Annotated in this window: 17 protein-coding genes; 15 read left to right on the top strand and 2 right to left on the bottom strand. The window is 44.2% G+C overall.

Translation table 11 applies throughout. The features are described from left to right. Positions 1 to 14: 14 nt before the first annotated feature. Complete coding sequence (locus ACVBDY_RS08355; RefSeq protein ID WP_447175013.1) at positions 15 to 3002, bottom strand: SusC/RagA family TonB-linked outer membrane protein; 2988 nt, start codon at positions 3000 to 3002, stop codon at positions 15 to 17. A 471-nt stretch (positions 3003 to 3473) separates the two neighbouring features. On the opposite strand from ACVBDY_RS08355, the gene ACVBDY_RS08350 reads away from it, so the two are divergent. From ACVBDY_RS08350 to ACVBDY_RS08295, 12 genes are all read left to right on the top strand, one after another. Beyond that, the gene (locus ACVBDY_RS08350) at positions 3474 to 6908 is read left to right on the top strand and encodes a glycosyl hydrolase family 18 protein (protein ID WP_447175012.1); all 3435 of its coding nucleotides are present in this window, start codon (positions 3474 to 3476) and stop codon (positions 6906 to 6908) included. A gap of 37 nt (positions 6909 to 6945) precedes the next feature. Beyond that, positions 6946 to 9594, top strand: coding sequence for a beta-1,3-glucanase family protein (locus ACVBDY_RS08345; protein WP_447175011.1), 2649 nt, complete (start codon positions 6946 to 6948; stop codon positions 9592 to 9594). A 274-nt stretch (positions 9595 to 9868) separates the two neighbouring features. Continuing rightward, a complete protein-coding gene (locus tag ACVBDY_RS08340) occupies positions 9869 to 10543 on the top strand; it encodes a MarR family winged helix-turn-helix transcriptional regulator (protein WP_447175010.1) in 675 nt (224 codons plus the stop codon). Between the two features lie 4 nt (positions 10544 to 10547). Next, complete coding sequence (gene crtID / locus ACVBDY_RS08335) at positions 10548 to 12029, top strand: bifunctional phytoene desaturase/3,4-desaturase (RefSeq protein ID WP_447175009.1); 1482 nt, start codon at positions 10548 to 10550, stop codon at positions 12027 to 12029. Then, complete coding sequence (locus tag ACVBDY_RS08330; protein ID WP_447175008.1) at positions 12026 to 12862, top strand: phytoene/squalene synthase family protein; 837 nt, start codon at positions 12026 to 12028, stop codon at positions 12860 to 12862. The genes crtID and ACVBDY_RS08330 overlap by 4 nt, the downstream gene beginning before the upstream one ends. Further along, on the top strand, positions 12859 to 13359 hold the full coding sequence (locus tag ACVBDY_RS08325) for a hypothetical protein (protein WP_447175007.1): 501 nt from the start codon (positions 12859 to 12861) through the stop codon (positions 13357 to 13359). Before ACVBDY_RS08330 ends, ACVBDY_RS08325 begins: the two co-directional genes overlap by 4 nt. Next, positions 13356 to 13838, top strand: coding sequence for an SRPBCC family protein (locus tag ACVBDY_RS08320; RefSeq protein ID WP_447175006.1), 483 nt, complete (start codon positions 13356 to 13358; stop codon positions 13836 to 13838). The genes ACVBDY_RS08325 and ACVBDY_RS08320 overlap by 4 nt, the downstream gene beginning before the upstream one ends. After that, positions 13835 to 14287, top strand: coding sequence for a sterol desaturase family protein (locus ACVBDY_RS08315; protein ID WP_123215414.1), 453 nt, complete (start codon positions 13835 to 13837; stop codon positions 14285 to 14287). Before ACVBDY_RS08320 ends, ACVBDY_RS08315 begins: the two co-directional genes overlap by 4 nt. Position 14288: 1 nt before the next feature. Further along, positions 14289 to 14987, top strand: coding sequence for a lycopene cyclase domain-containing protein (locus tag ACVBDY_RS08310; protein WP_123215415.1), 699 nt, complete (start codon positions 14289 to 14291; stop codon positions 14985 to 14987). Next, positions 14980 to 16281 carry a cryptochrome/photolyase family protein gene (locus ACVBDY_RS08305; RefSeq protein WP_447175005.1) on the top strand — a complete coding sequence of 434 codons (1302 nt, stop codon included), beginning with the start codon at positions 14980 to 14982 and terminating at the stop codon, positions 16279 to 16281. The genes ACVBDY_RS08310 and ACVBDY_RS08305 overlap by 8 nt, the downstream gene beginning before the upstream one ends. A gap of 140 nt (positions 16282 to 16421) precedes the next feature. After that, the gene (locus ACVBDY_RS08300) at positions 16422 to 17294 is read left to right on the top strand and encodes a helix-turn-helix domain-containing protein (RefSeq protein WP_447175004.1); all 873 of its coding nucleotides are present in this window, start codon (positions 16422 to 16424) and stop codon (positions 17292 to 17294) included. Between the two features lie 85 nt (positions 17295 to 17379). Then, the gene (locus ACVBDY_RS08295; RefSeq protein ID WP_447175003.1) at positions 17380 to 17790 is read left to right on the top strand and encodes an OsmC family protein; all 411 of its coding nucleotides are present in this window, start codon (positions 17380 to 17382) and stop codon (positions 17788 to 17790) included. Between the two features lie 98 nt (positions 17791 to 17888). Here the strand turns inward: ACVBDY_RS08295 and ACVBDY_RS08290 are convergent, their stop codons facing one another. Beyond that, positions 17889 to 18998: a LytR/AlgR family response regulator transcription factor gene (locus ACVBDY_RS08290; protein WP_447175002.1), complete on the bottom strand. Its 1110-nt coding sequence runs from the start codon at positions 18996 to 18998 to the stop codon at positions 17889 to 17891. Between the two features lie 289 nt (positions 18999 to 19287). Between ACVBDY_RS08290 and ACVBDY_RS08285 the strand changes: the two genes are divergently transcribed. The 3 genes from ACVBDY_RS08285 (at position 19288) to ACVBDY_RS08275 (ending at position 21960) form a co-directional block, all read left to right on the top strand. Further along, the gene (locus ACVBDY_RS08285) at positions 19288 to 19701 is read left to right on the top strand and encodes an OsmC family peroxiredoxin (RefSeq protein WP_447175001.1); all 414 of its coding nucleotides are present in this window, start codon (positions 19288 to 19290) and stop codon (positions 19699 to 19701) included. Positions 19702 to 19719: 18 nt separating this feature from the next. Next, positions 19720 to 20769, top strand: coding sequence for an alpha/beta hydrolase (locus tag ACVBDY_RS08280; RefSeq protein WP_447175000.1), 1050 nt, complete (start codon positions 19720 to 19722; stop codon positions 20767 to 20769). 219 nt (positions 20770 to 20988) lie between these two features. Continuing rightward, entirely contained in the window at positions 20989 to 21960 is a 972-nt protein-coding gene (locus ACVBDY_RS08275) for a cytochrome P460 family protein (RefSeq protein ID WP_447174999.1), read from the top strand. Positions 21961 to 21966 lie beyond the last annotated feature (6 nt).

Below are 21966 nucleotides of genomic sequence, written 5' to 3'. Positions count from 1 at the left end.
TTTATTTTTTTTGGTTAGAAACTGATATCCAGTCCTCCTACGATAGTTCTTGCAGAAGGATAAAGGTCGCGAATGGAAGCATAACCGCTCTCGGGGTCAGGTCCCATCCAGTCTGTCCAGGTATAAAGGTTCCGGCCGCTTACGTATACCTTGAGAGCATTTAATCCCAGTTTCTTTACCAGGTCATCGGAAAAATTATAGGCCAGGGTTACATCCTGCAAGCGTATGAAATCACGGCTCTGATAGAAAGACATTCCGAGGGGATTTGTCCAGTTAAGGGATGGCCGCGAATCGGAACGGTTTTCCGGGGTCCAGTATCCCGCATCGATCATATTGACCGCCCGCCCGGCATAATTGGCCCCGGAATATGGGCTGGGATCTAGTAAAGGTAAAGGAGCTTCCCATCCTGCCGCAGCATTGAGGAAGAAGGAGAGCGATATGCCCTTATAACGAAAATCATTCCCTACCCCGATACGGTATTTGGGTTGTCTCTGGCCCAGTATCGTACGGTCTTCAGGAGTTATCCTGCCATCGCCGTTTATGTCCTTTACCTTCACCCAACCGGGCCTGTAACCTTCGGGAAGTTCGTCTCCTTCCTGGTAGATACCGTCAAAAACATAATCGAAATTCACACCGATGGGATGTCCTATAAACCAGCGGTTATTCAAATCATTATCTTCTACACCGTCATCATTGGTATCACTTCCGTATAAATGCACGATTTCGTTTTTATTGGTGGAAAAGACTACGGAAGAGGTCCATCTGAAGTCGTTTTTATTTATATTGATCGTATTGAGTGTCGCTTCAAATCCCCTGTTGTTAATTTCCCCGATATTGGTGAGGACATTGGAAAAACCATTAGCCGTAGGGATGCTACGCCCGGTAAGCAAATCCGTAGTTTTGGTATTGTAATATTCCAGGGTACCGTCTATTCGGTTATTGAAGAGTCCGAAATCTATGGCGGCATTAAAAGAAACGGAAGTTTCCCACTTCAGGTTCGGATTGGGCATGTTGTCGGAAATGGGGAATGATCCTGTATGGGTATCACTTCCATCCCCGAAAACGTACTGATCGAACATAGACTTATCCAGCGAAGAATACGGAGAAACAGCCTGGTTACCGATCTTACCATAAGACAAACGCAGTTTCAGAAGATTGACCTTTTCTCTCAAAGCATCCATAAACGGTTCTTCGGTTACGATCCACCCCAATGCGGCGGAAGGAAAATTACCGTACTTGTTGTTCGCTCCGAAAACCGAGGAACCATCTCTCCGCATGGTAAAAGTAAGCAAGTAGCGATCTTTGAACTGGTAATTAAGACGGGTCATCGCCGACACGCCGGTGCGATCTTCTCCTGAAGAATAATTACGTTGCACATCAGCTATTTCCAGGTTGTCCCATCCGTTGACATCCGTAAAGAAGTTTCTCCCCTCGGCCGTGGTGCTTTCCACATACAGGCTGTTGGCCCCATAAAGGAGTGTCAGGTCAAAATTGTGATCGCCTATTCTTTTTTCAAACTTTACAATATGTTCCATCTGCCAGTTAAAACGGTTCTCATTGGTCTTGTTTGCCGCTCCCAGATTGTTTATACCATTTTGTTGATAGATAGGTATAAAGGTGTAATCATGCCCCCATTGGAGATTGGGATTATAATTAAATCTATAAGAAAGGCCTTTCAGAAAAGGAAAATCGATTTTTAAAAATGCACTGGCCATCAGGTTGTTATATATTTCCTCGTTTTTCCGTTGCGTAGCATTAAAAAGCGGATTAAGCAGTAATTGATCGTTGGTAGGATAAGGCAGTATTTCTCCGTCTTCGTCATGTACCCGGGAATATGGAGATAACCAGTAAACACCTTCAAGGTCGGCATTGACCCCTGAAAGATTTCTTTGTGAATACATGCTGTTTACCCCTATGGTAAGCCAGGGTGTAATCTTGTTCTCCATATTCATTCGTAAGGACAGTCTGTTGGCATTATCTCCGTAAATAAGTCCCTTTTCATCTACATATCCCCCGGAAATAAAGTAATTGGTCTTTTCCGTACGCCCGGAAACACTCAGGTTATATGAACTTTGTACTGCTCCCTGTTTTACGTATTTCCAGGGGTCGACAGTATTCCCTTCCCTGTATTGCAATAATTCCGTTTGGGAATCCAGTATATCTTCTGCATCGAGGATCGGCGTTTCTCCTGTTCCTGCATTCTGAATGTTGTAGTCTCTGCGACGCTGCAGGTAACCTTCCCCATCATACAGGGGAACAGTATTGCCATATTCCGAAAACCCGGCATAAGTATTAAAGCGGATAAGAGGTTTTTCGGAAGTCCCTCCTTTGGAGGTAATGAGAATAACTCCGTTTGCAGCCCGTGCACCATAAATGGCGGTTGCGCTGGCATCCTTAAGTACTTCCATGGATGCAACATCGGCAGGATTAATATCTGAAAGTTCTCCGTAGAAAAAAGCACCGTCCAGTATAATCAAGGGGTCATTGCTTGCCGTAAGTGACGATTGCCCCCTGATAAGCAAATTTCCGCTCTGCCCCGGTCTACCGTTATCGTTGAACTGTACACCGGCAACCCGGCCCCTCATAGCCTGCGCCACATTGGTGTTGGGCTGGGATTCCATCTGCTCCACTTCTACCGAAGTTACAGACCCCGTTACGTTCCGCTTACTTTGTGTACCATACCCTATAACCACCACTTCATCCAGATTTTCCCTACTCTCCACCAGGGTTATATTCATCTCGTTTCCGGCGCCAATTATCTTTTCAATCGATTGCATTCCGATATAAGAAAAAACAATCTGCTCTCCTTCGGAAACCCGGATTTCGTAATTCCCATCAAAATCGGTCTGGGTTCCCCTGTTCGTATCCTTAATAAGGACATTAACCCCGGGAACGGGTATTCCTCCTTCGTCAACTACTTTGCCGGTAATATTCTTTTCCTGTGAAAAGACCATCGTGACAAAAAGCAGACCAACGATCAAATGCAGTTTTTGTAACATCATATTTCTAATTTTGATTAGTATCGATTAATCTTTTCAGATTATATATTCCGTAAAAATGACCCGGACATAGCATAACCAGGTTATCATTCAGTAGAGCCACCCAATAAAAATATACGGCCGCAATCATATGGTGAGGTTTTCAAAAGTATGGTTCAAAAAATAAAAATGTATCCTGCTCTATCCTGTAAATATGCACATATAATCAATTCTCTGACTAACCAAAACATATATAGTTGTTTATTTCGGAGTTTAAAAAATGAGTGTCGAACACACTTTATTTTCAGACACTTACATAAATAAGGGATTGAGAAGACTTGGTACTAAAATCAGCTCTGTTCAGCTACATTTTGCTGTAGTTCAGCTAAAAAAATTGGATTAATCATTATTTTTATTGTACCTTTTTAATGGTTAAAAAAGTAAGAATTATTATTAAAAAAACTTTAATTTATTGAAACACAAATACCCTTAATCATGAAATCACACCTACTGAAATCCCTTCTACGGAAGTGGATCACACCCCTGATCGTATGTTTTACATTGGTAAATGCTCCCCACGTTCGTGCGCAGGTCAACACGGGCGGAAATGCCTCTACGGCAGATCATCAGAAAGAAATAATCGGGTACATCACCAACTGGGATGCCTGGAAAAGTTCGGCGGCGGGTGTACCGTCTGCCGGTGCTCTTACACACCTCAATATCGATTATTCCAAGTATACCATTCTCAACTATTCCTTTTTTGGTGTTGCGGTAGACGGCTCGCTGCACAGCGGCGACCTGCGTAACAAAAACATTCACCAGGAAGGACAGGTACAGCAGCCGGCCGACATATTCTTTACCAGTATCTATGACAGCTGGGATATGCTGTTGCTTTTCGGTGAGATCGAAGCGGTGCATTATATCAGTGAAGATATCAAGACCCGTGCGGAAGCCCAGGGTTTTGTGGTCGAAGTAAACAGCAATACCTGGGAACATCCGGATTGGGGTCTGAGCGGCACCCTGCCCCTGCCCCTCCATAAAGAGGACGGGGCGCCAGGGGTACTGGAACTCGCCCGTCAGAACAATGTTAAGGTAATGGCATCTATAGGTGGCTGGAGCATGTGTAAGCACTTCCCCGAAATGGCCGCCGATCCGCAGAAAAGAGCAACTTTTATTGCCGATTGCCAAAAACTCATCAACACCGGTTTTGACGGCATTGATCTGGACTGGGAATATCCCGGGCCATATGCCGGAATGAATTTTACGGGAAGCCAGGCCGATTTTGCCAATTTCCTGACCCTGGTACAGGAGTTGCGCGCTGCAATAGGTCCGGATAAACTTATCACTGCCGCATTCTCTGCTGACCCGGTGAAAGTCCAGGGGTTCAACTGGTCTTCCCTTTCGGCGACTATGGATTATTTTAACTTTATGACCTACGATTTCAACGGTGGGTGGTCGGACATTGCAGGGCATAATTCTCCGTTATATCCCTATGACGGTGCCGAAGCCCCGGATTTCAACTGGCAATCTACCTTAAACGCACTTACTTCGCTCGGGGTTCCTAAAAACAAGATCAACTTCGGAATGCCTTTCTACGGCCGCGGGGTGATCACAGACGGCTCTGCCGGGCTTAATATATCTACTCAAAAGAGAAATGAAACGGTACAACCTGACGGTCCTATCGTTACCTGTGCGGATTTCGTAAACTGGCCCAGGGATGTTTACGATGGTACACCAAATTATTTCTTCATTCAGCAAGCCATGAATGCCGGGGGATGGACCAGGCATTGGGACGACCAGGCCAAAGTTCCCTACCTGACCAAGGGTAATTATTTTCTGAGTTATGATGATGAAGAATCCATAACACATAAATCGCAGTTTATTGTGGATAATGACCTTGCCGGAGCCATCGTATGGACCGTATACGGTGACCTCGAATTCAGCGGAAGTCCGGAAAGTTTCGGTACCAAACTGAAACGCTGGCCCTCTATGTCCTCTCCCCTTATCAATACGGTAAACGAAGCATTCGCCGGGGAAGGTAGCCCACTCCCAACGACACGTATTACCTCCCCGGAAAGCGGAACAGCTTTCGAAGCCGGTGAAAATATCACTATTGAAGCCACTGCATCGGGAGGCCCCATTACCAAAGTGGAGTTTTTTAACGGAGAGGAAAAGCTGGGGGAAGATACCGAAACTCCCTATAGCTTTACCTGGAATAATATTCCGGCAGGCAGTCACAATATCAAAGTAGTTGCCACAAGCGATGCAGGAACTACCGTGTCTTCGGAAAGTATATCCATAACCGCAAGTACAGACTCCGCCTGTCCTGATGATTTCCGTATAGTAGGGTATATGCCGTCCTGGGCTGGGACTGCTGCCGAAATACAATATGACAAGCTAACACATATTATATATGCTTTTATCAATCCGCAGGCATCGGGAGACGGTAGCCTTACGGCCATAGAAAACCCGGCAAAACTACAACAGATAGTTTCCAGCGCCCATACCAACGGTGTTAAGGTAATGATTGCTGTAGGCGGGTGGACCGATCTCAACAATCCCGGGTTTGAAACACTCTCCGCCAATGCCACATCCCGTCAGAACTTTGCCGACAACCTGCTAAACCTCGTCAACCAGTACAACCTGGATGGGGTGGACATAGACTGGGAATATCCTCGTGAAGGAAACGAACCTCAAAATTACGCAGCCATGATGCAAAAACTGGGCGAAGTGATGCACAGCAACGGTAAGCTCCTCACAGCAGCGGTTGCCGCAGTGGGCTATTATGCCGACGGTATCCTGGACAGCGTATTCCCTCATATTGATTTCCTTAACCTTATGGCTTATGACGGAGGAAGCGGATCTACGCATTCGCCCTACAGCTATGCCGTACAGACGCTCGATTATTGGCTGGGGCGTGGACTTCCGGCATCCAAAGCCGTCCTCGGTGTGCCTTTCTACGCCCGGCCATCCTGGAGTTCGTACCGTAATCTCGTAGCCAGCGGAGCCGATCCGAACAGCGATACTTATAATGGTGATTACTACAACGGGCTGACCACAATACGGCAGAAAACACAACTGGCAGCAGAACGTGCTTCCGGGATTATGATATGGGAACTTTCACAGGACACCAATGATAATATTGCTATTTCCCTGCTCAATGCCATTCACGATGAGGCCCCTGATAATTGCCAGGGTAACGGAGGAAATCCGAGTATATTTTTCACATCACCAGCCAACGGCAGTACCGTAACCACAGGTGAGCCGGTAACGCTTTCGGTAAACGCCAATGATGACGGCAGCATTACCTCTGTTGTATTTGAAGTGAACGGACAAACCCTTACCGCTTCCGGAACGCAAGGTTCCTATGCTGCCTCCTGGACTCCACCTTCGGACGGAACGTATACCATAATCGCCACTGTTACGGACAATGAAGGAAACACGGCAAGCGCACAACTAACGCTTACGGCAGGTTCCCTTTCCGGTTGTTCCGCTCCTGCCTGGGGGGCCAATAGTATATATGTCGCTGATGACCAGGTTTCTCATAACGGTGGATTATACAGGGCAAAATGGTGGACGCAGAACGAAAACCCGGAAACACATTCGGCAGAATGGGATGTCTGGGAATACCTGGGGCCATGCAACAGTGCTTCCATAGCCTTCGGTAAAGAGATGTCACCGGCCGTACTGTACCCGAATCCGTTTTCCGGAACCGCTACGCTGGAAGTAAATCTCAAAGAAAGTGGTAATACAAAAATATTGATGTACAATAATTCCGGAAGGCTTATCCGGAATGTCAGTGAGGGAGACCTTCGTAAAGGCAGGAATGAAATAACCATAGAAGGGTCCTCCCTGCCGCGAGGAGCATATTACCTCAAAATTTACAGTCCCGATAATAAATCTATAACCATACCCGTGATTAAAAACTAGATGTTTTTATAAAGCGGGTGACCCAAAATCTTACATTATGAAAAAAACAGTATATAACATCCTACTTATGTTTTTGTTGCTTTATGCCCATGCAGAAGCACAAACAACCGTTCCCTTTGAGATCAACAACAACTCGCCTTACCCTGACAGTGAACTTTATGTCGCTGTAGTAGGAGAAGACCTTGCAGAACCCAGCCAGCATATCTGGGTAAACACCGCTACGGGTAATACCTTTCCCATGAGTCCTTCGTACAATACGATCCAGGGACCTGTCGTTGGAGGGAATGCAGGGCCGGGAGGAGATGGCAAATATGCCGACTGCTTCACCAGGCTAAGTGATATTCCCAATAAAACAATAATGATCCCTCCCATCCAGGGATGCCGGGTTTTTATCTCTGTCGGAAGCCCGTTATACCTCTACTTTTTCGGAGCTTCGGGAGCACAGAGAGGGTACACTTCTCCCAGTTATACCAATCCCACCGATCCGAATATCGGTATCAAATATGAAATTATAGAACTTACCAATAATGAATATGGTTTTTTTGGCAATCCTACCAGGGTGGATTCTTACCAATATCCTTTAACCATGGAATTGTACGGTAATAGCGGTTATTACAAAAAAGTGGGAGAACAGGCCACACACAGCGAAATCCTGGCCGCATTCCCTTCGAGCGTACCTGTAGAATTCCAGGGGTGCCTGGACGCGGAGACCGAAGAGATTACGGCTCCCGGGAAAATTGAGGATTTTGCCGATGGCAGCGTAGGTACGATGCCCATTCCCGGTCCCTATGTACATTATATGAAACCATATGTCGATGCCGTATGGGCCAAATACGCCAATGAAGACCTTATTTTCGATTCCGGGGATGCCGGGATATGGCAGGGACGTGTTCAGGGTGAACAGCTTGTAATGACCGCCGTTTCGGGAGGTTTCCAGGGGCGACAGGCTATTATTACCCGGCGTCCTACCACACAGGAAGTATTTGAAGGTAAAGGTGTTCTTGACATGGGTGTACAGGATGATACCACCGACAAACTGGTCCAGGCGCAGATTTGTGCCGCTCTGAACAGGCATGTTATTGATATTACTACCCCGAACGTCGGGCAGCAGGATTGGTCGGATGCTTCCGAATACTACCAGGAATCTCCCTGTAACCACTACGCCAAATTCTGGCACCAGCAGGGAATAAGTATAGATGACCTTTCTTATGGCTTTCCGTATGACGACGTATGGGATTATTCTTCTTCGGTACATACTCCGAATCCGCAAAAAGTGGTCATAGGTTTCGGGGATAATAACGGTCAGCAAAATGCCGTGGAAGGTGATTGGCAACTGGTATGGCAGGACGAATTCACCGATGGTATTGGCCCGGACTGGGTATTTGAAACAGGAAATGGTGCTAATGGGTGGGGAAACAATGAACTGCAGTATTACCGGGCGGAAAATGCCAGCGTTCAGAACGGGGCCCTGGTCATTACGGCCAGGCAGGAAAATTTCGGAGGATATGGCTACACCTCAACCAGGATGAAGACCCAAGGTAGAAAATCCTTTAAATACGGAAGAATGGAAGCTCGTATTGCCATCCCTTCTTCCCTGGGTACATGGCCCGCATTCTGGATGCTGGGCAACAGCATATCTTCCATTGGGTGGCCTAAATGCGGTGAAATAGACGTCATGGAACATATCAATACTTCTCCAAATATACATGGCACCATGCACTGGGAAGACCACAACGGAAACTATGCGAATTACGGAGGAGATACTCCGGCCAATGTTACGGCATATCATGTTTACGCAGTGGAATGGGACGAAAACTATATCCGGTGGTTCCTGGACGGACAGGAATATCACGTAGCCGAGATTAGCAACGGCGTAAACGGAACCCAGGAATTCCATGAGAATTTCTTTTTGATACTCAATATGGCCATAGGTGGAAACTGGCCCGGTTTCCAGGTAGACAACAGTGCTCTTCCTGCTAATATGTATGTAGATTACGTAAGAGTTTATCAGCGCAATGGTAACGGCGGCGGAGACCCCGGATTTTCACAACATATCGAGGCGGAAAGTTACAATAACATGAGTGGTGTGCAAACCGAAAACACAACAGATTCCGGTGGCGGACTGAATGTGGGATATATAGATACGGGAGACTGGATGGCCTATAATGCCATTAACATCCCCTCTTCCGGTAATTACACCATACAGTACCGGGTAGCCAGCGAAAGTGGAGGCGGACAATTATCCCTGGATATCAATGCAGGAGCAACGGTACTCGGTACGGTTAATATTCCGTCTACAGGCGGATGGCAGAACTGGACTACCGTTTCTCATTCCGCATACCTCAATGCAGGAACACACAATTTTGGCATCTATGCACAGAGTGGCGGATGGAACATTAACTGGTGGCGTATCGTACAGCAATCGACAGCTTCAGTCCCGGCTCTACAGGAAAAAGAAGAAGAAAGCATCTTGTACCCCAATCCTACTCCCGGCCATTTACAAGTTAAATTCGATGGAGATAATGCCGGTATTGGCGTATATGATATGAACGGGCGACTCGTTATACCATTCCGGAATGTACAGCCCGGAGAAGATATAGACGTTTCCAGCCTGAAAAGTGGTATATACATACTCAAGATGAATGTCAACGGCGAAGAAAAAACCCGGAGGTTTATCCGGAAATAAATTTCATATTAAAAACTGAAAAAGGTTTATGGTTTCTCTTAAGAGTAATGCCATAAACCTTTTTATATTTATCCGAAACACTTTCTTTCCTCCCTACTCTGCGGTTAATTTCCGATCACAGACACCCCGCAATACCTATGTATAACATATTGTCAACAGCATAGACACCCAAACGAATTCCTACCCCTCACGATAATGCTTCCAAAAAAAAGAGTATATTTATACTATTATTTAAAATAAAAAAGAGTAATTTTACTCTAAATTCTTAATAGAAATGATGAACTATACACTGGTACGAGATGTTATTTCGTTGGTTGAGGACTACGAAAAATCCGCGGACTATCCTGCCTACGGCCCCGGAGTAGAAGGCTTTAAAAAGTGGATTTGCCACCGGGAACAATCCGTATTACTTCAGGATAACGAACCTTACTGGGAAGGTAAAGAAAACGGCCGCGGCCCGGACAGTGTAATTAATACGCTACTGGTACATCTCAACCGTTATGCAAAGACTTATTCAAAAGCCGCTATACACGATTCCGAATTTTCCACCCAGGAAGAATTTATCTACCTGATAAACCTGAAGGCTTTCGGACCTATGACAAAAATGCAATTGATTAAAAAGAATATTCACGATAAATCGGCGGGAATCAAAATAATTCACCGGCTACTCGAACATGAATGGATCGAACAGAAAACCTCTTCGGAAGATAAACGAAGTAAGATAATTCACTTAACTGTAAAAGGTTCCGAAACCTTGGAAAAGCAAATGCAGAAAATACGTAAAGCAACACAAATAGTTACGGGAAACCTTACCTCTCACGAAAAAATGGAACTCATACGACTGCTCGATAAGCTGGACAGGTTTCATCGCCCTATTTATTCTGAAAATATCTCGCCGGGAGATTTACTTGAAAAGGTAAATGCACAGTATTTACCCGGAAAAAATTGATCCTATGACAATGAAAATCGCTATTATCGGTTCAGGTTTTTCCGGTATTTCTGCCGCCGCTTATACCGCTTCAGCAGGCCATGAGGTACATGTATTTGAAAAGAACAGTACCATGGGCGGGCGGGCCAGACAGTTTAAAACTTCTAACGGCTACGTGTTTGATATGGGGCCCAGCTGGTACTGGATGCCCGATATCTTCGAAGAGTTTTTTAAGGATTTTGATACTGCCCCCGATCATTTTTATAAGCTGGTTTCCCTGGATCCCCAGTTTGAAATGGTATTTCGTGATGGTATTACCGCTATTCCGGAAAAATACGATGACATGCGCAGGCTTTTTGAAAATCTCGAAGATGGAGCTGCCCTTAAACTAGACCGGTTTATGGAAGAAGCCAGAATAAAATATGAGATAGGTATGCGGGAATTTATCAACAAACCCTGCCTGTCATGGACAGAATTCCTTTCGTTGAAAATAGCCCGGAATACTTTGAAACTGGATCTGCTCACTAATTTCCGTAATCACGTGCGACGGTATTTCAAAAATCCGAAATTAATAACGCTCATGGAATTTCCAGTGCTTTTTCTAGGAGCTACTCCCAAAGATATTCCTGCAATGTACAGTCTTATGAACTACGGTGGTTATAAACTGGGAACCTGGTATCCCATGGGGGGATTTTATCGTGTTTGCGAAGCCATGATTGCTGTGGCCGGACAACAAGGTGCACATTTTCACGTGAATGCCGACGTAGAAAAAATACATGTCGTTGATGACCGTGCCCATGCGATAACCGTCAACGGGAAAACCCTCTTATTCGATGCTGTAATTGCTGGATCGGACTATCACCATACTGAAACACTCCTGGATGAATCATATCGTAATTACAGCGAAGATTACTGGCAAAAGAGGATATTTGCTCCCTCCTGCCTGATTTATTATCTGGGGTTTCGTACCCGGATACCAAACCTGAAACATCATACCTTATTCTTTGAAAATGACTTCGATGTACATGCCGATGAAATTTATCGTGACAAAAAATGGCCTTCCAAACCACTTTTCTATGCCTGTTGTCCGTCACAAACAGATGATGAAGTGGCCCCCGAAGGACATGAAAACCTGTTTCTGCTCATGCCTCTGGCAACGGGTATAGAAGATCATGAAGAATTACGTGCAACGTATTTCACGGAAATGATCTCCCGGCTGGAAAAACACACCGGCACTTCGAACCTGGTGGAATACATCGACTATAAAAAAAGTTATTGCATAAAAGATTTTATCAGGGATTACAATGCCTACCAGGGCAATGCCTATGGCCTGGCCAATACACTAAACCAGACAGCGGTATTGAAACCATCTATAAAAAACCAAAAAGTAAAAAACCTGTATTATACCGGTCAACTCACGGTTCCGGGGCCCGGAGTTCCTCCTTCTATTATTTCCGGTAAAATAGTGGCCAAAGAAATAAATCAACTTAAAAACATACTGGTATGAAAATTCTTTTTGACGAGTTATCATTCAAGATCTGCCAGGAAACCACCAAAAAATACAGTACAAGTTTCTCTTTTGGGATACTTGCACTCTCCAATGAGATACGCCCTGCCATATATGCAATTTACGGATATGCCCGCCTGGCCGATGAAATTGTGGATAGTTTTCACGGCTATGACAAGAACTACCTCATGCAACATCTGCGGGAAGAAACGGTCTATTCCATAAAAGAACAAATATCCCTGAATCCCGTTATTCATGCGTTCCAGCAAACCGTAAACCGGTACGGAATAGAATGGGAACTTATAGATACGTTTCTTCGTAGCATGGAAATGGACCTCAGGCCAATCGATTACGATTCCGATCTCTATGATACATACATCCTGGGCTCTGCAGAAGTTATCGGGCTTATGTGCCTGCGGGTATTTGTAAAAGGTGATAAAGAAGAATACCAAAAGCTGAAGCCCTATGCTATGAGACTGGGATCGGCATTTCAAAAAGTGAACTTTCTCAGGGACCTGAAACACGATTATAATATCCTCGGTAGAACTTATTTCCCGAACGTTAATATGAAGGAGTTCGATACCGGGGTAAAACTGGAGATCGAAAAGGAGATCGAACAAGAATTCCGGGAAGCCCTGGAAGGTATAAAAATGTTACCCCATTCGGCTAAATTCGGCATATACCTGGCCTATACCTATTATACTTCCCTGTTCCGCAAAATACAGCAGACACCTGCACAAAAGATCATTTCCGAACGGATTCGTATTCATAACGGTAAAAAAATATCATTGATGATGAGCAGCTACCTTCAGTTTAAAATGGCTATGATATGAAACTAATGTTGCTCATATTTTTTACAACGGCCAATACCGTTTTTGCCGTGAAGCAACAGGAATTTCCCGAAAATATAAGGAAGCGTTACACTATGGCTCCGTTTAATAAGGAAATATGTATGCAAACACTGGATATTCTCGAAAATATAACAAAAAGCAGCAAACAAACAGCTTACCTGGGAGCTTTCCAGATTATCAGCGCGAAACATCTGTTCAACCCTTTTAAAAAACTGAAGATTTTTTCGGAAGGAAAGAAAAATCTGGAATGGGCCGCAGCGCAGTCGCCGGAGGATGTGGAAGTACGTTTTATCCGGATGTCCATACAACGGGAAATCCCCGGTATCCTGAATTATAAATCCGATCTGGAAAAGGACAAAAAATTTATTGTTAACAATTATTCTCACATCACTGATACGGAATTACAGGATATTATTTTTCATTTCCTGAATAAAAATGATATGTTAACCCCGGAAGAGGAAAAAATGTTAAAGAGATGATATATCAATTACACAAATCACAACAATTGTATTGTGATATAGAAACTGCCTGGCGTTTTTTTTCCAACCCGGAAAATCTCCCTGAAATAACGCCGGATACCATGGGATTTAAAATAGTCTCAAAACCCGAAACACATAAAATTTATGAAGGGATGACCATCGACTATAAAGTCTCTCCCCTGTTGGGTATACAGATGCACTGGCAAACGATTATCACCCAGGTCAGCGAAGGTCGCAGTTTTACCGACTTCCAGGAGAAAGGCCCTTATACGCTGTGGAATCATTTTCACGAGTTCATTCCTAACGAAAAAGGTGTCCTGATAAAAGATACGGTAGACTATAAACTTCCAATGGGTATATTAGGCCAATGGCTGCACCGCATGATGATAAAGCGCAAACTGGAAGCTATTTTTGATTACAGATACCGGGTCCTGGAAGAGAGATTTAACAGCAACGGACTAAAAAAACAAGTACTATGAACTTGCTTATTGTAGTTATTACATTCTTTACCATGGAAGGTATTACCTGGCTTACCCATAAGTACATAATGCATGGGTTTTTATGGGTTTTGCATAAAGACCATCACGATAAGAGTCATAGCGGGAAAATGGAACGCAACGATTATTTTTTCCTGATTTTTGCCATTCCGGCCATCGGTATGCTATATTACGGATCTTTAAACGACTTTAGTCCCTGGTTTTATATAGGACTTGGAGTAACGCTGTATGGTTTTGCCTATTTTTTTGTGCATGACATTTTTATCCATCAGCGTATACGGATTTTCCGCAATACCAAAAGTCCTTATCTGCTGGGCATCCGGCGGGCCCACAAACAACATCATAAACATACGGACAAAGGAGAAGGTGAATGCTTCGGTTTTCTCTGGGTACCGGTAAAGTATTTCAAAATGTATATACAAAAAAGATAATATGGAAAACTACCTGTACCTGGCTGTCAATTTTTTCACGATTATTATTTGCTTTATATATGCATTTCACAGAAAAGTAAGGTTCGACAAATATTTTATTCCCTTTCTTAAAGCCAGCCTTTTAGTAGCTGTTCCTTTTATTCTCTGGGACATATGGTTTGCCGCAAACGGCGTTTGGTGGTTTAACGAGCGGTATCTTACAGGGTTCCGGTTATTAAATCTACCCGTAGAAGAATGGCTTTTTTTTATTTGCATTCCTTTTTCCTGTGTATTTACATACTACTGCCTGGATCTGTTTCTGAACCTCGGGAAAGATCGGTCAAAAGTACCTTATGGGATTTACATGGCCATCTTTTTATGCTTTGGAATTGCGGTAATACACTATGATAAACTATATACTTTTGTGACCTTCTTCACCACAGGACTCTCCCTGGTCTTTTTGAAATTTGTAGTTAAATATGATTCCATAACCAAAATTACGGCAGTATATGCCGCTTTACTTCTGCCATTCCTGGTAGTTAACGGAATTCTCACAGGTACGGGACCGGAAGAAGCTGTTGTAAATTATAATCCCGAAGATTTCATGAAGATCCGGATACTCACCATTCCTGTGGAGGACGCCGTTTACGGTTATGAGCTTGTTCTGTGGAATATCTTCTTTTTTCGCAAATTCTCGAAAAATATTGAAAACAATGAATAAAATAAACGTATTCTGGTTTCGCAGAGATCTCAGGCTCCATGATAACTCCGGTTTGTACCATGCTCTTCAATCGGACAGGAACGTTTTACCGGTGTTTATTTTCGATACGGATATACTGAAACAATTTATCGACAAAAAAGATCGCAGGGTGCATTATATTCATCAGGTGCTTGAACACATCAATTCGGAATTACAGAAAAACGGCTCTTCCCTCCTCACCTTTTTCGGCACTCCGCAAGAAGCATTTGAAAAGCTATCGGAACAGTATGACATAGAACGTGTTTTTTGTAACAGGGATTACGAACCCGAAGCATTAAAGCGCGATAAAAATATACACGAACTACTGAAGCAAAAAAATATAGCGTTCCAGGACTATAAAGACCAGGTCATATTCGAAAAAAACGAAGTTGTTAAAAAAGACGGTGATCCGTATACGGTGTATACCCCCTATTCGAAGACCTGGAAAAATTTACTGAAGGAAACGGATTATGAAGATTTCGATATAAAAAAAGACAATTTCCTTCCCGGAAAGAATAACAAATTCCACACGCTGAAAGAAATCGGTTACGAAAAAACGGATATCACCTTTTCCGTACCGGAACTGAATCCCTCTGTCATAGACACCTATGATAAATACCGGGATTATCCTGCCATGGAGCATACGACAAACCTGGGTAAGGATCTCCGGTTCGGCACCATTTCCATAAGACAATGCGTGCGTTTTGCCCTTCAACACAATAAAACCTGGCTTGACGAACTGATCTGGCGGGAATTTTTCATGCAGATACTATACCATTTTCCGGAAGTGGAAAACCGCTGCTTCAAGGAAAAATACGAGCAGATAAAGTGGCGCAATAACGAAGAAGAATTCCAACGCTGGTGCGAAGGTAAAACAGGATATCCTATCGTAGATGCAGGCATGCGCCAACTCAATCAAACCGGGTGCATGCACAACCGTGTGCGGATGATCACATCCAGCTTTCTCACTAAACACCTTCTTATCGATTGGCGTTGGGGAGAAGCTTACTTTGCACAAAAGTTACTGGATTATGACCTGGCAGCCAACAATGGTAACTGGCAATGGGCGGCCGGATGTGGCTGTGATGCGGCCCCGTATTTCCGGGTATTCAGTCCGGAGGCCCAGACCAAAAAATTTGATAAGGACCTCAAATACATTCGCAAATGGTACCCGGACTATGATTCCGACCTGTCCAATTATCCGATAGTGGAACACAGCTTTGCCCGAAAACGCGCCCTTGAAGCTTACAGAAAAGGATTGCACGAGAAGGATTAACTTTCTGCCACAAAAAAACGGTATAACCGAATAACGTTAATTCCTTCCTAAACAGCTTTTGGCGACTTCCCGTATTGTCATAATTTGTTTAACTTTACTCATACTACATATTCAACATAAAAAAGTTTTTTTAAAAGAAAATGGCAATAAACCGGGAATACACGAGTAACTATAAGAAAATAGGCTTTTTACCCGTATCGGAGCTTACCCTGGATGAAATAAACGATTCGTTCTATACGGACTACATCAAAGTGTTATATCTCCCTGTGGGCTACGAACTAACCGTAGATTTTACGCATTATAACATACGCAAACCTTCGCTTTTCTTTATAAACAGTAACCAGTTCATGCGCCTGGACAAAGCCGGAGAAGAGCAAGGTTACTTCATGTATTACAATCGTGACTTCTATTGTGTACAGATCCACGATGCCGAAGTAGCCTGTGACGGTTTGTTGTTTAACAACATATACCAGGTTCCTGTCACCGAATTGTCTCCTAAGGAAAATACAATTATTCTCAGTCTGTACGAACAGATCCTTGAAGAATTCGAACTACAGGCTTCCACACAGGAAGAAATGCTTCGGATTTATCTGAAACAAATCATTATACGTGCCACACGGCTCTGGAAAGAGCAGCAACTGGGAAAACTAAACAGCGAGCCAAACCAGGAAATCGAGTTTTTCAGGGACTTCAGCCGCCTGGTGGAAATTCATTTCCGGAAAAAACACAGTGTCGCCGATTATGCGGATATGCTCGGTGTAGCAGCCAAAACCCTATCCCATAAGTTTAAACGTCATGACCTGCCCCAGCCTAATGAGGTGATAAAAGACAGGATCATCCTCGAAGCCAAAAGATTATTGAATTATACGGGACTGAGTGTAAAGCAGATTGCCTATGACCTGGGGTACGAAGACCCGCCCTATTTTAACCGTTTATTCGCTAACAAAGTAGGAAGCAGTCCGGCTGTTTTCAGGAAAAAATATTCAGAAGGGGAAAAAGTACAATCAAAATAGGCTTTTGTGTATTTCCGGTAGCTTAAGACGGGCTTACCTTTGTTTTATCAAAAATAAAAATTGTTTAATCCTTAAATAGTAAACTATGAAACGTAAAGCACAAGCCGTATGGAACGGCAGTATTAAAGAAGGAAAAGGACATCTTACCACCGGTAGTACCGTCCTGGACAAAACTCAATATTCATTTAACAGCCGTTTTGCCGAAGGTAAAGGCACCAATCCCGAAGAGCTTCTCGCCGCTGCCCATGCCGGATGTTTCACCATGAAACTGAGCCTGGATCTCACCGAAGCAGGATATGAAGTGGAGGAACTGGGCACTTCCTCTACCGTAACCCTCGACAACGGAAAAATCACAAAATCCTTACTTCAACTCCAGGCTAAAGTTCCCGGGATTGACAACGATACCTTTCAGGACATCGCCAAAAAAGCCGAAGAAACCTGCCCTGTTAGCCAGGCCTTTAGTTTTGACATCGAACTCGAAGCCAAACTTGTATGATATTGGATTGCAGGTTACAAGTTGCAAGTTATATCTACGCCTGTAATAACAGAAATTATAACCGGAACCTTTAACTTGTAACCTGCAACCAATTCTTCCTACCTGTCCAGCCATTGTTTGAACTCTGCCACCTTATTTTTACTTATTACCACGGTATCGCCGGTATCTGGCTCTACAGTAATCCGTAATTGGTTTTTCCCATACATCCATATGTTTTTTATCGCCTGTACATTAATAAGAAACTGCCTGTTAGCACGATAAAAACTATCCGGTCCCACCTGCTTTATCAATTCGTCCAGACTGTTATTGCTCTGAAACTTCTGTCCGGAAAAAGTATGTATATAAGTCGTACCGTTTACCAGGTTAAAGAAAGCGATCTCTTCTACCTGTATGGCCACCATTTCGTTCTTATGATACGTCACTATCCGCTTACGGGATGCCGTTTCTTCTTCTATCAATGCAGTAACGGATTGTTCTTTTGATTTTTCTCTCGAAGCCCTGAGACTTTCATTGAAGGCGGTCAGTTGGTTCACCTTTTCGGTAAGTTCTTTTTTTTCCGTCTCCGTGGCTTTCTCATATTTTTTGTATATCCACCGCACTATCCCGAAACAACACAAAATAACAGCAAGTGCCCCCAGGAGAGCTCCCAGCATGAACCGGTTATACAAACCGGACAACTGGGTTTGCAAAACAGAAATATTCGCGTGAAATGCCACCATCCAGTCCGTTCCGCCTACCGGATAAACACTGACGATCTCCGAAGAGCGAGCAGGGTCAGAAAACGATCGTATGCCCTCATACTGTTCTCCCGATCGCAATACTTCACTGAAGGCAATTTCCTTTTCACTTTCAGACAGATAGAAACGGGAATTGTTTTCGCCTATCTTTTGTCCCACCAAAGCAGGATCAGGGTGGCACAATTCTATGCCTTGCGTATTGTACATACAGATAAACTCACTCCTGATATCGGTATTCAGAATACTTTGTTGCAGATTACGTATTACCTGTTCTTCCTGTAATCCCGCCCGCAATTGCTGTTCCAGGAGCACAGCTATTTCCCTGGTTTCCCTTTGCCCGGATTGCAGCTGGGTGTCCCACAGGCTTCTCTCCGCCGATCGATAAAAATATTGCAGCGAAACAAAGCCCGCCAGCAGGACGACAACACTTATTCCCAAAAAAATGAAAACATATAAACGCGATTTTTTCATTCAAACACCGGTATTTATTATTCAGGTAAACGTATCCGGATTACCTGCAGAAACGAAAATTATACAAATTTACCCAAAACTCCACGCTGCTGAAAAGATTAAATTCTTCCCGATACATCCCTCCACAGCTATGGAAAACGGTTAAAACTTCTTCTTTTCCCTAAATAAATACCACACAAGGGAAAAAAGTACACTAATAATAGCCGTTTGTGTATTTTTTGAAGCACTCTGCGAACATACCTTTGTTTCATCAAATTAAAAGAATGTTTAACTATTAATGAAATAAACTATGAAACGTAAAGCACAAGCCGTATGGAACGGTAGCATCAAAGAAGGAAAAGGACATCTAACCACCGGTAGTACTGTCCTGGACAAAACCCGGTATTCATTTAACAGCCGTTTTGCCGAAGGTAAAGGTACCAATCCCGAAGAACTTCTCGCCGCCGCCCATGCCGGATGTTTCACCATGAAACTGAGCCTGGATCTCACTGAAGCAGGATATGAAGTGGAAGAACTGAGCACTTCTTCTACCGTAACCCTCGACAACGGAAAAATTACAAAATCCTTACTTCAACTTCAGGCCAAAGTTCCGGGTATTGGCAACGATACTTTTCAGGACATCGCCAGAAAAGCCGAAGAAACCTGCCCCGTAGGTCAGGCCTTTAATTTTGAGATTGAATTACAAGCGCAACTAATTTCTTAATCACTAAAAACAAAAATCATGAAAACGTTCATTAAAATCAAACAAAGCCTTATCTTACTTACTTTAACCTTAACAACAGCAGCCATGGCACAGGAAAAACGTCCTTATGAAGGACAAAAAGACCCCGAGATTTTCACTGAAGTACGCTCCTTTCTGGACGCATTAAACTCGGGAGACGGAAAGCCCCTGGAGACCCTTAGTCCGGAAGATGCACGTCAGGTACTGGTCGGTGCACAAAAATCCGTATCCGTAGATTATTCCGGTATAGAAGAATCCGAGCGTGTAATCTCGCAAAACGGGAATAAAGTAAATATTCACATTACCAAACCCAAAGGAGTTAAAAAAGATGCACCGGTGTTTATTTTTATCCACGGTGGCGGATGGGTGCTGGGAGATTATCCCACACACCGCCGGTTAGTTCGCGACCTGGTGGTAAACAGCGGTGCCGTCGCAGTCTTCCCTGACTATACACCTTCTCCGGAAGCACAATACCCCACAGCTATTAACGAGATTTACGCTGCAACCCAATGGGTAGCCGAAAACGGTAAAGAAATAGGCGTGGATGGTGAAAACCTGGCCGTAGCGGGGAACAGCGTTGGTGGAAATATGGCTGCCGTTACTGCCCTGATGGCTAAAAATAATAACGGACCGAAAATCAAGTTGCAGGTACTCCTGTGGCCGGTGACCGATGCCAATTTTGAAACCGCGTCCTACAACCTCTATGCCGAAGGAAGGTTCCTTACAAAAAATATGATGAAATGGTTCTGGGACAATTACCTGCCCGACACCAAAAAACGCAAAGAGATCTACGCATCTCCTTTGAAGGCCGGTCTCAATGAACTGAAAGGATTACCTCCTGCACTGGTACAAACTGCCGAGAACGATGTACTGAGAGACGAAGGCGAGGCTTATGCCAGGAAACTCAATGAAGCCGGTGTTCCCGTAACCTTAACGAGATATAACGGCCTTATACACGACTATGGCCTGCTCAACCCTATTGCAGATGTTCCGGCGGTACAGACTGCAATACTCCAGGCTGCTGCCGTAATCAAAGCTTCATTGCAATAGATTTATCATTCCCCTCCCCGCTCGGGGAGATCATAAAAGGCTGCTCCGAAAGGGCAGTCTTTTATTTTTGGATGGCTCCGCCGGGGTCCGGTAAAGAACACCATTTTTTTAAGGCTCCAATATTCGCCTTCGGGAGCAATAATTCCCCTCTCATCATTTTATACGCTGCTCCACAGCTTTCTCAATATAATTTTGTCCGAAAAATAAACGTAACGAGCAATGAAAAAAATCGGTTTTATACTTCTCATTTTACTGGCATGCTTTACGGTCGCCCAGTTTTTCGGGCCTGATCCGGAAAATATTTCCGGGGAGAAAAGTCACTCCCGCTCTAAACTACTGACCAATGTACCGGACCACGTAGAAAACATTTTACGGAATTCCTGCTTTGACTGCCACTCCTCTCAACCGGACCTCAGCTGGTTTGACCGGATCACCCCGGCTAATTACCTGGTGGCTTCTCATATACGGGAAGGACGGGAAGCCCTCGACTTTTCGAAATGGGACAGCCTGCCTACCCCACAACAGAACGCTAAGTTATATTATGCACTGAACAAGGTCCTTGCCGGTGAAATGCCGCTTCCCTCCTACACGCTGCTACATCGGGACGCCGAATTGACCACTGAAGATATACGTACGTTAAAAACCTACATAAATTCACTCACCCCCAGAAAATATGCCGAAAGGGAAACTAAAACAATGGAAAACAAACCCTCGGAAATGCTTCATCCGGGGAAAAAAGATACGGGTATAGCCCCGTCACCGAATGGTATAAACTATGTTCCGGGGTACAGGGACTGGAAAGTAATCAGTACAACCGATCGTTTTGATAACGGCAGTATGCGCATCATTTACGCTAATGACATAGCTGTAGAAGCCATTCGTTCCGGGCATACCAACCCCTGGCCCGACGGGAGCATTTTTGCCAAAACCGCCTGGAAACAACAACCGGTAAAAGACGGTGTTGTGCACACCGGGGACTTCATCCAGGTGGAGTTTATGATTAAAGACTCCCGGAAATACAAGGATACGAAAGGCTGGGGCTGGGCAAGATGGCGTGGCGATAACCTGGTTCCTTATGGTGAGGACAAAAATCTCGCAGAGGAATGCATTACCTGCCACAGACCGGTAAAAAACAACGACTACGTATTTACCACCCCGCTAAACCCGGCAATCTTCACAAAACCCGAATAAATTTTA

Source organism: Sinomicrobium halophytocola, assembly GCF_052983395.1.
Note: the sequence above shows the minus strand (reverse complement) of the source record. Positions and strands in the feature narration are given on the sequence as shown.

What these genes read in the sequence shown, in the direction of transcription:
- ACVBDY_RS08355 (WP_447175013.1), bottom strand. Translation starts at nt 3,002, where the DNA reads ATGATGTTACAAAAACTGCATTTGATCGTTGGTCTGCTTTTTGTCACG.
- ACVBDY_RS08350 (WP_447175012.1), top strand. Translation starts at nt 3,474, where the DNA reads ATGAAATCACACCTACTGAAATCCCTTCTACGGAAGTGGATCACACCC.
- ACVBDY_RS08345 (WP_447175011.1), top strand. Translation starts at nt 6,946, where the DNA reads ATGAAAAAAACAGTATATAACATCCTACTTATGTTTTTGTTGCTTTAT.
- ACVBDY_RS08340 (WP_447175010.1), top strand. Translation starts at nt 9,869, where the DNA reads ATGATGAACTATACACTGGTACGAGATGTTATTTCGTTGGTTGAGGAC.
- crtID (WP_447175009.1), top strand. Translation starts at nt 10,548, where the DNA reads ATGACAATGAAAATCGCTATTATCGGTTCAGGTTTTTCCGGTATTTCT.
- ACVBDY_RS08330 (WP_447175008.1), top strand. Translation starts at nt 12,026, where the DNA reads ATGAAAATTCTTTTTGACGAGTTATCATTCAAGATCTGCCAGGAAACC.
- ACVBDY_RS08325 (WP_447175007.1), top strand. Translation starts at nt 12,859, where the DNA reads ATGAAACTAATGTTGCTCATATTTTTTACAACGGCCAATACCGTTTTT.
- ACVBDY_RS08320 (WP_447175006.1), top strand. Translation starts at nt 13,356, where the DNA reads ATGATATATCAATTACACAAATCACAACAATTGTATTGTGATATAGAA.
- ACVBDY_RS08315 (WP_123215414.1), top strand. Translation starts at nt 13,835, where the DNA reads ATGAACTTGCTTATTGTAGTTATTACATTCTTTACCATGGAAGGTATT.
- ACVBDY_RS08310 (WP_123215415.1), top strand. Translation starts at nt 14,289, where the DNA reads ATGGAAAACTACCTGTACCTGGCTGTCAATTTTTTCACGATTATTATT.
- ACVBDY_RS08305 (WP_447175005.1), top strand. Translation starts at nt 14,980, where the DNA reads ATGAATAAAATAAACGTATTCTGGTTTCGCAGAGATCTCAGGCTCCAT.
- ACVBDY_RS08300 (WP_447175004.1), top strand. Translation starts at nt 16,422, where the DNA reads ATGGCAATAAACCGGGAATACACGAGTAACTATAAGAAAATAGGCTTT.
- ACVBDY_RS08295 (WP_447175003.1), top strand. Translation starts at nt 17,380, where the DNA reads ATGAAACGTAAAGCACAAGCCGTATGGAACGGCAGTATTAAAGAAGGA.
- ACVBDY_RS08290 (WP_447175002.1), bottom strand. Translation starts at nt 18,998, where the DNA reads ATGAAAAAATCGCGTTTATATGTTTTCATTTTTTTGGGAATAAGTGTT.
- ACVBDY_RS08285 (WP_447175001.1), top strand. Translation starts at nt 19,288, where the DNA reads ATGAAACGTAAAGCACAAGCCGTATGGAACGGTAGCATCAAAGAAGGA.
- ACVBDY_RS08280 (WP_447175000.1), top strand. Translation starts at nt 19,720, where the DNA reads ATGAAAACGTTCATTAAAATCAAACAAAGCCTTATCTTACTTACTTTA.
- ACVBDY_RS08275 (WP_447174999.1), top strand. Translation starts at nt 20,989, where the DNA reads ATGAAAAAAATCGGTTTTATACTTCTCATTTTACTGGCATGCTTTACG.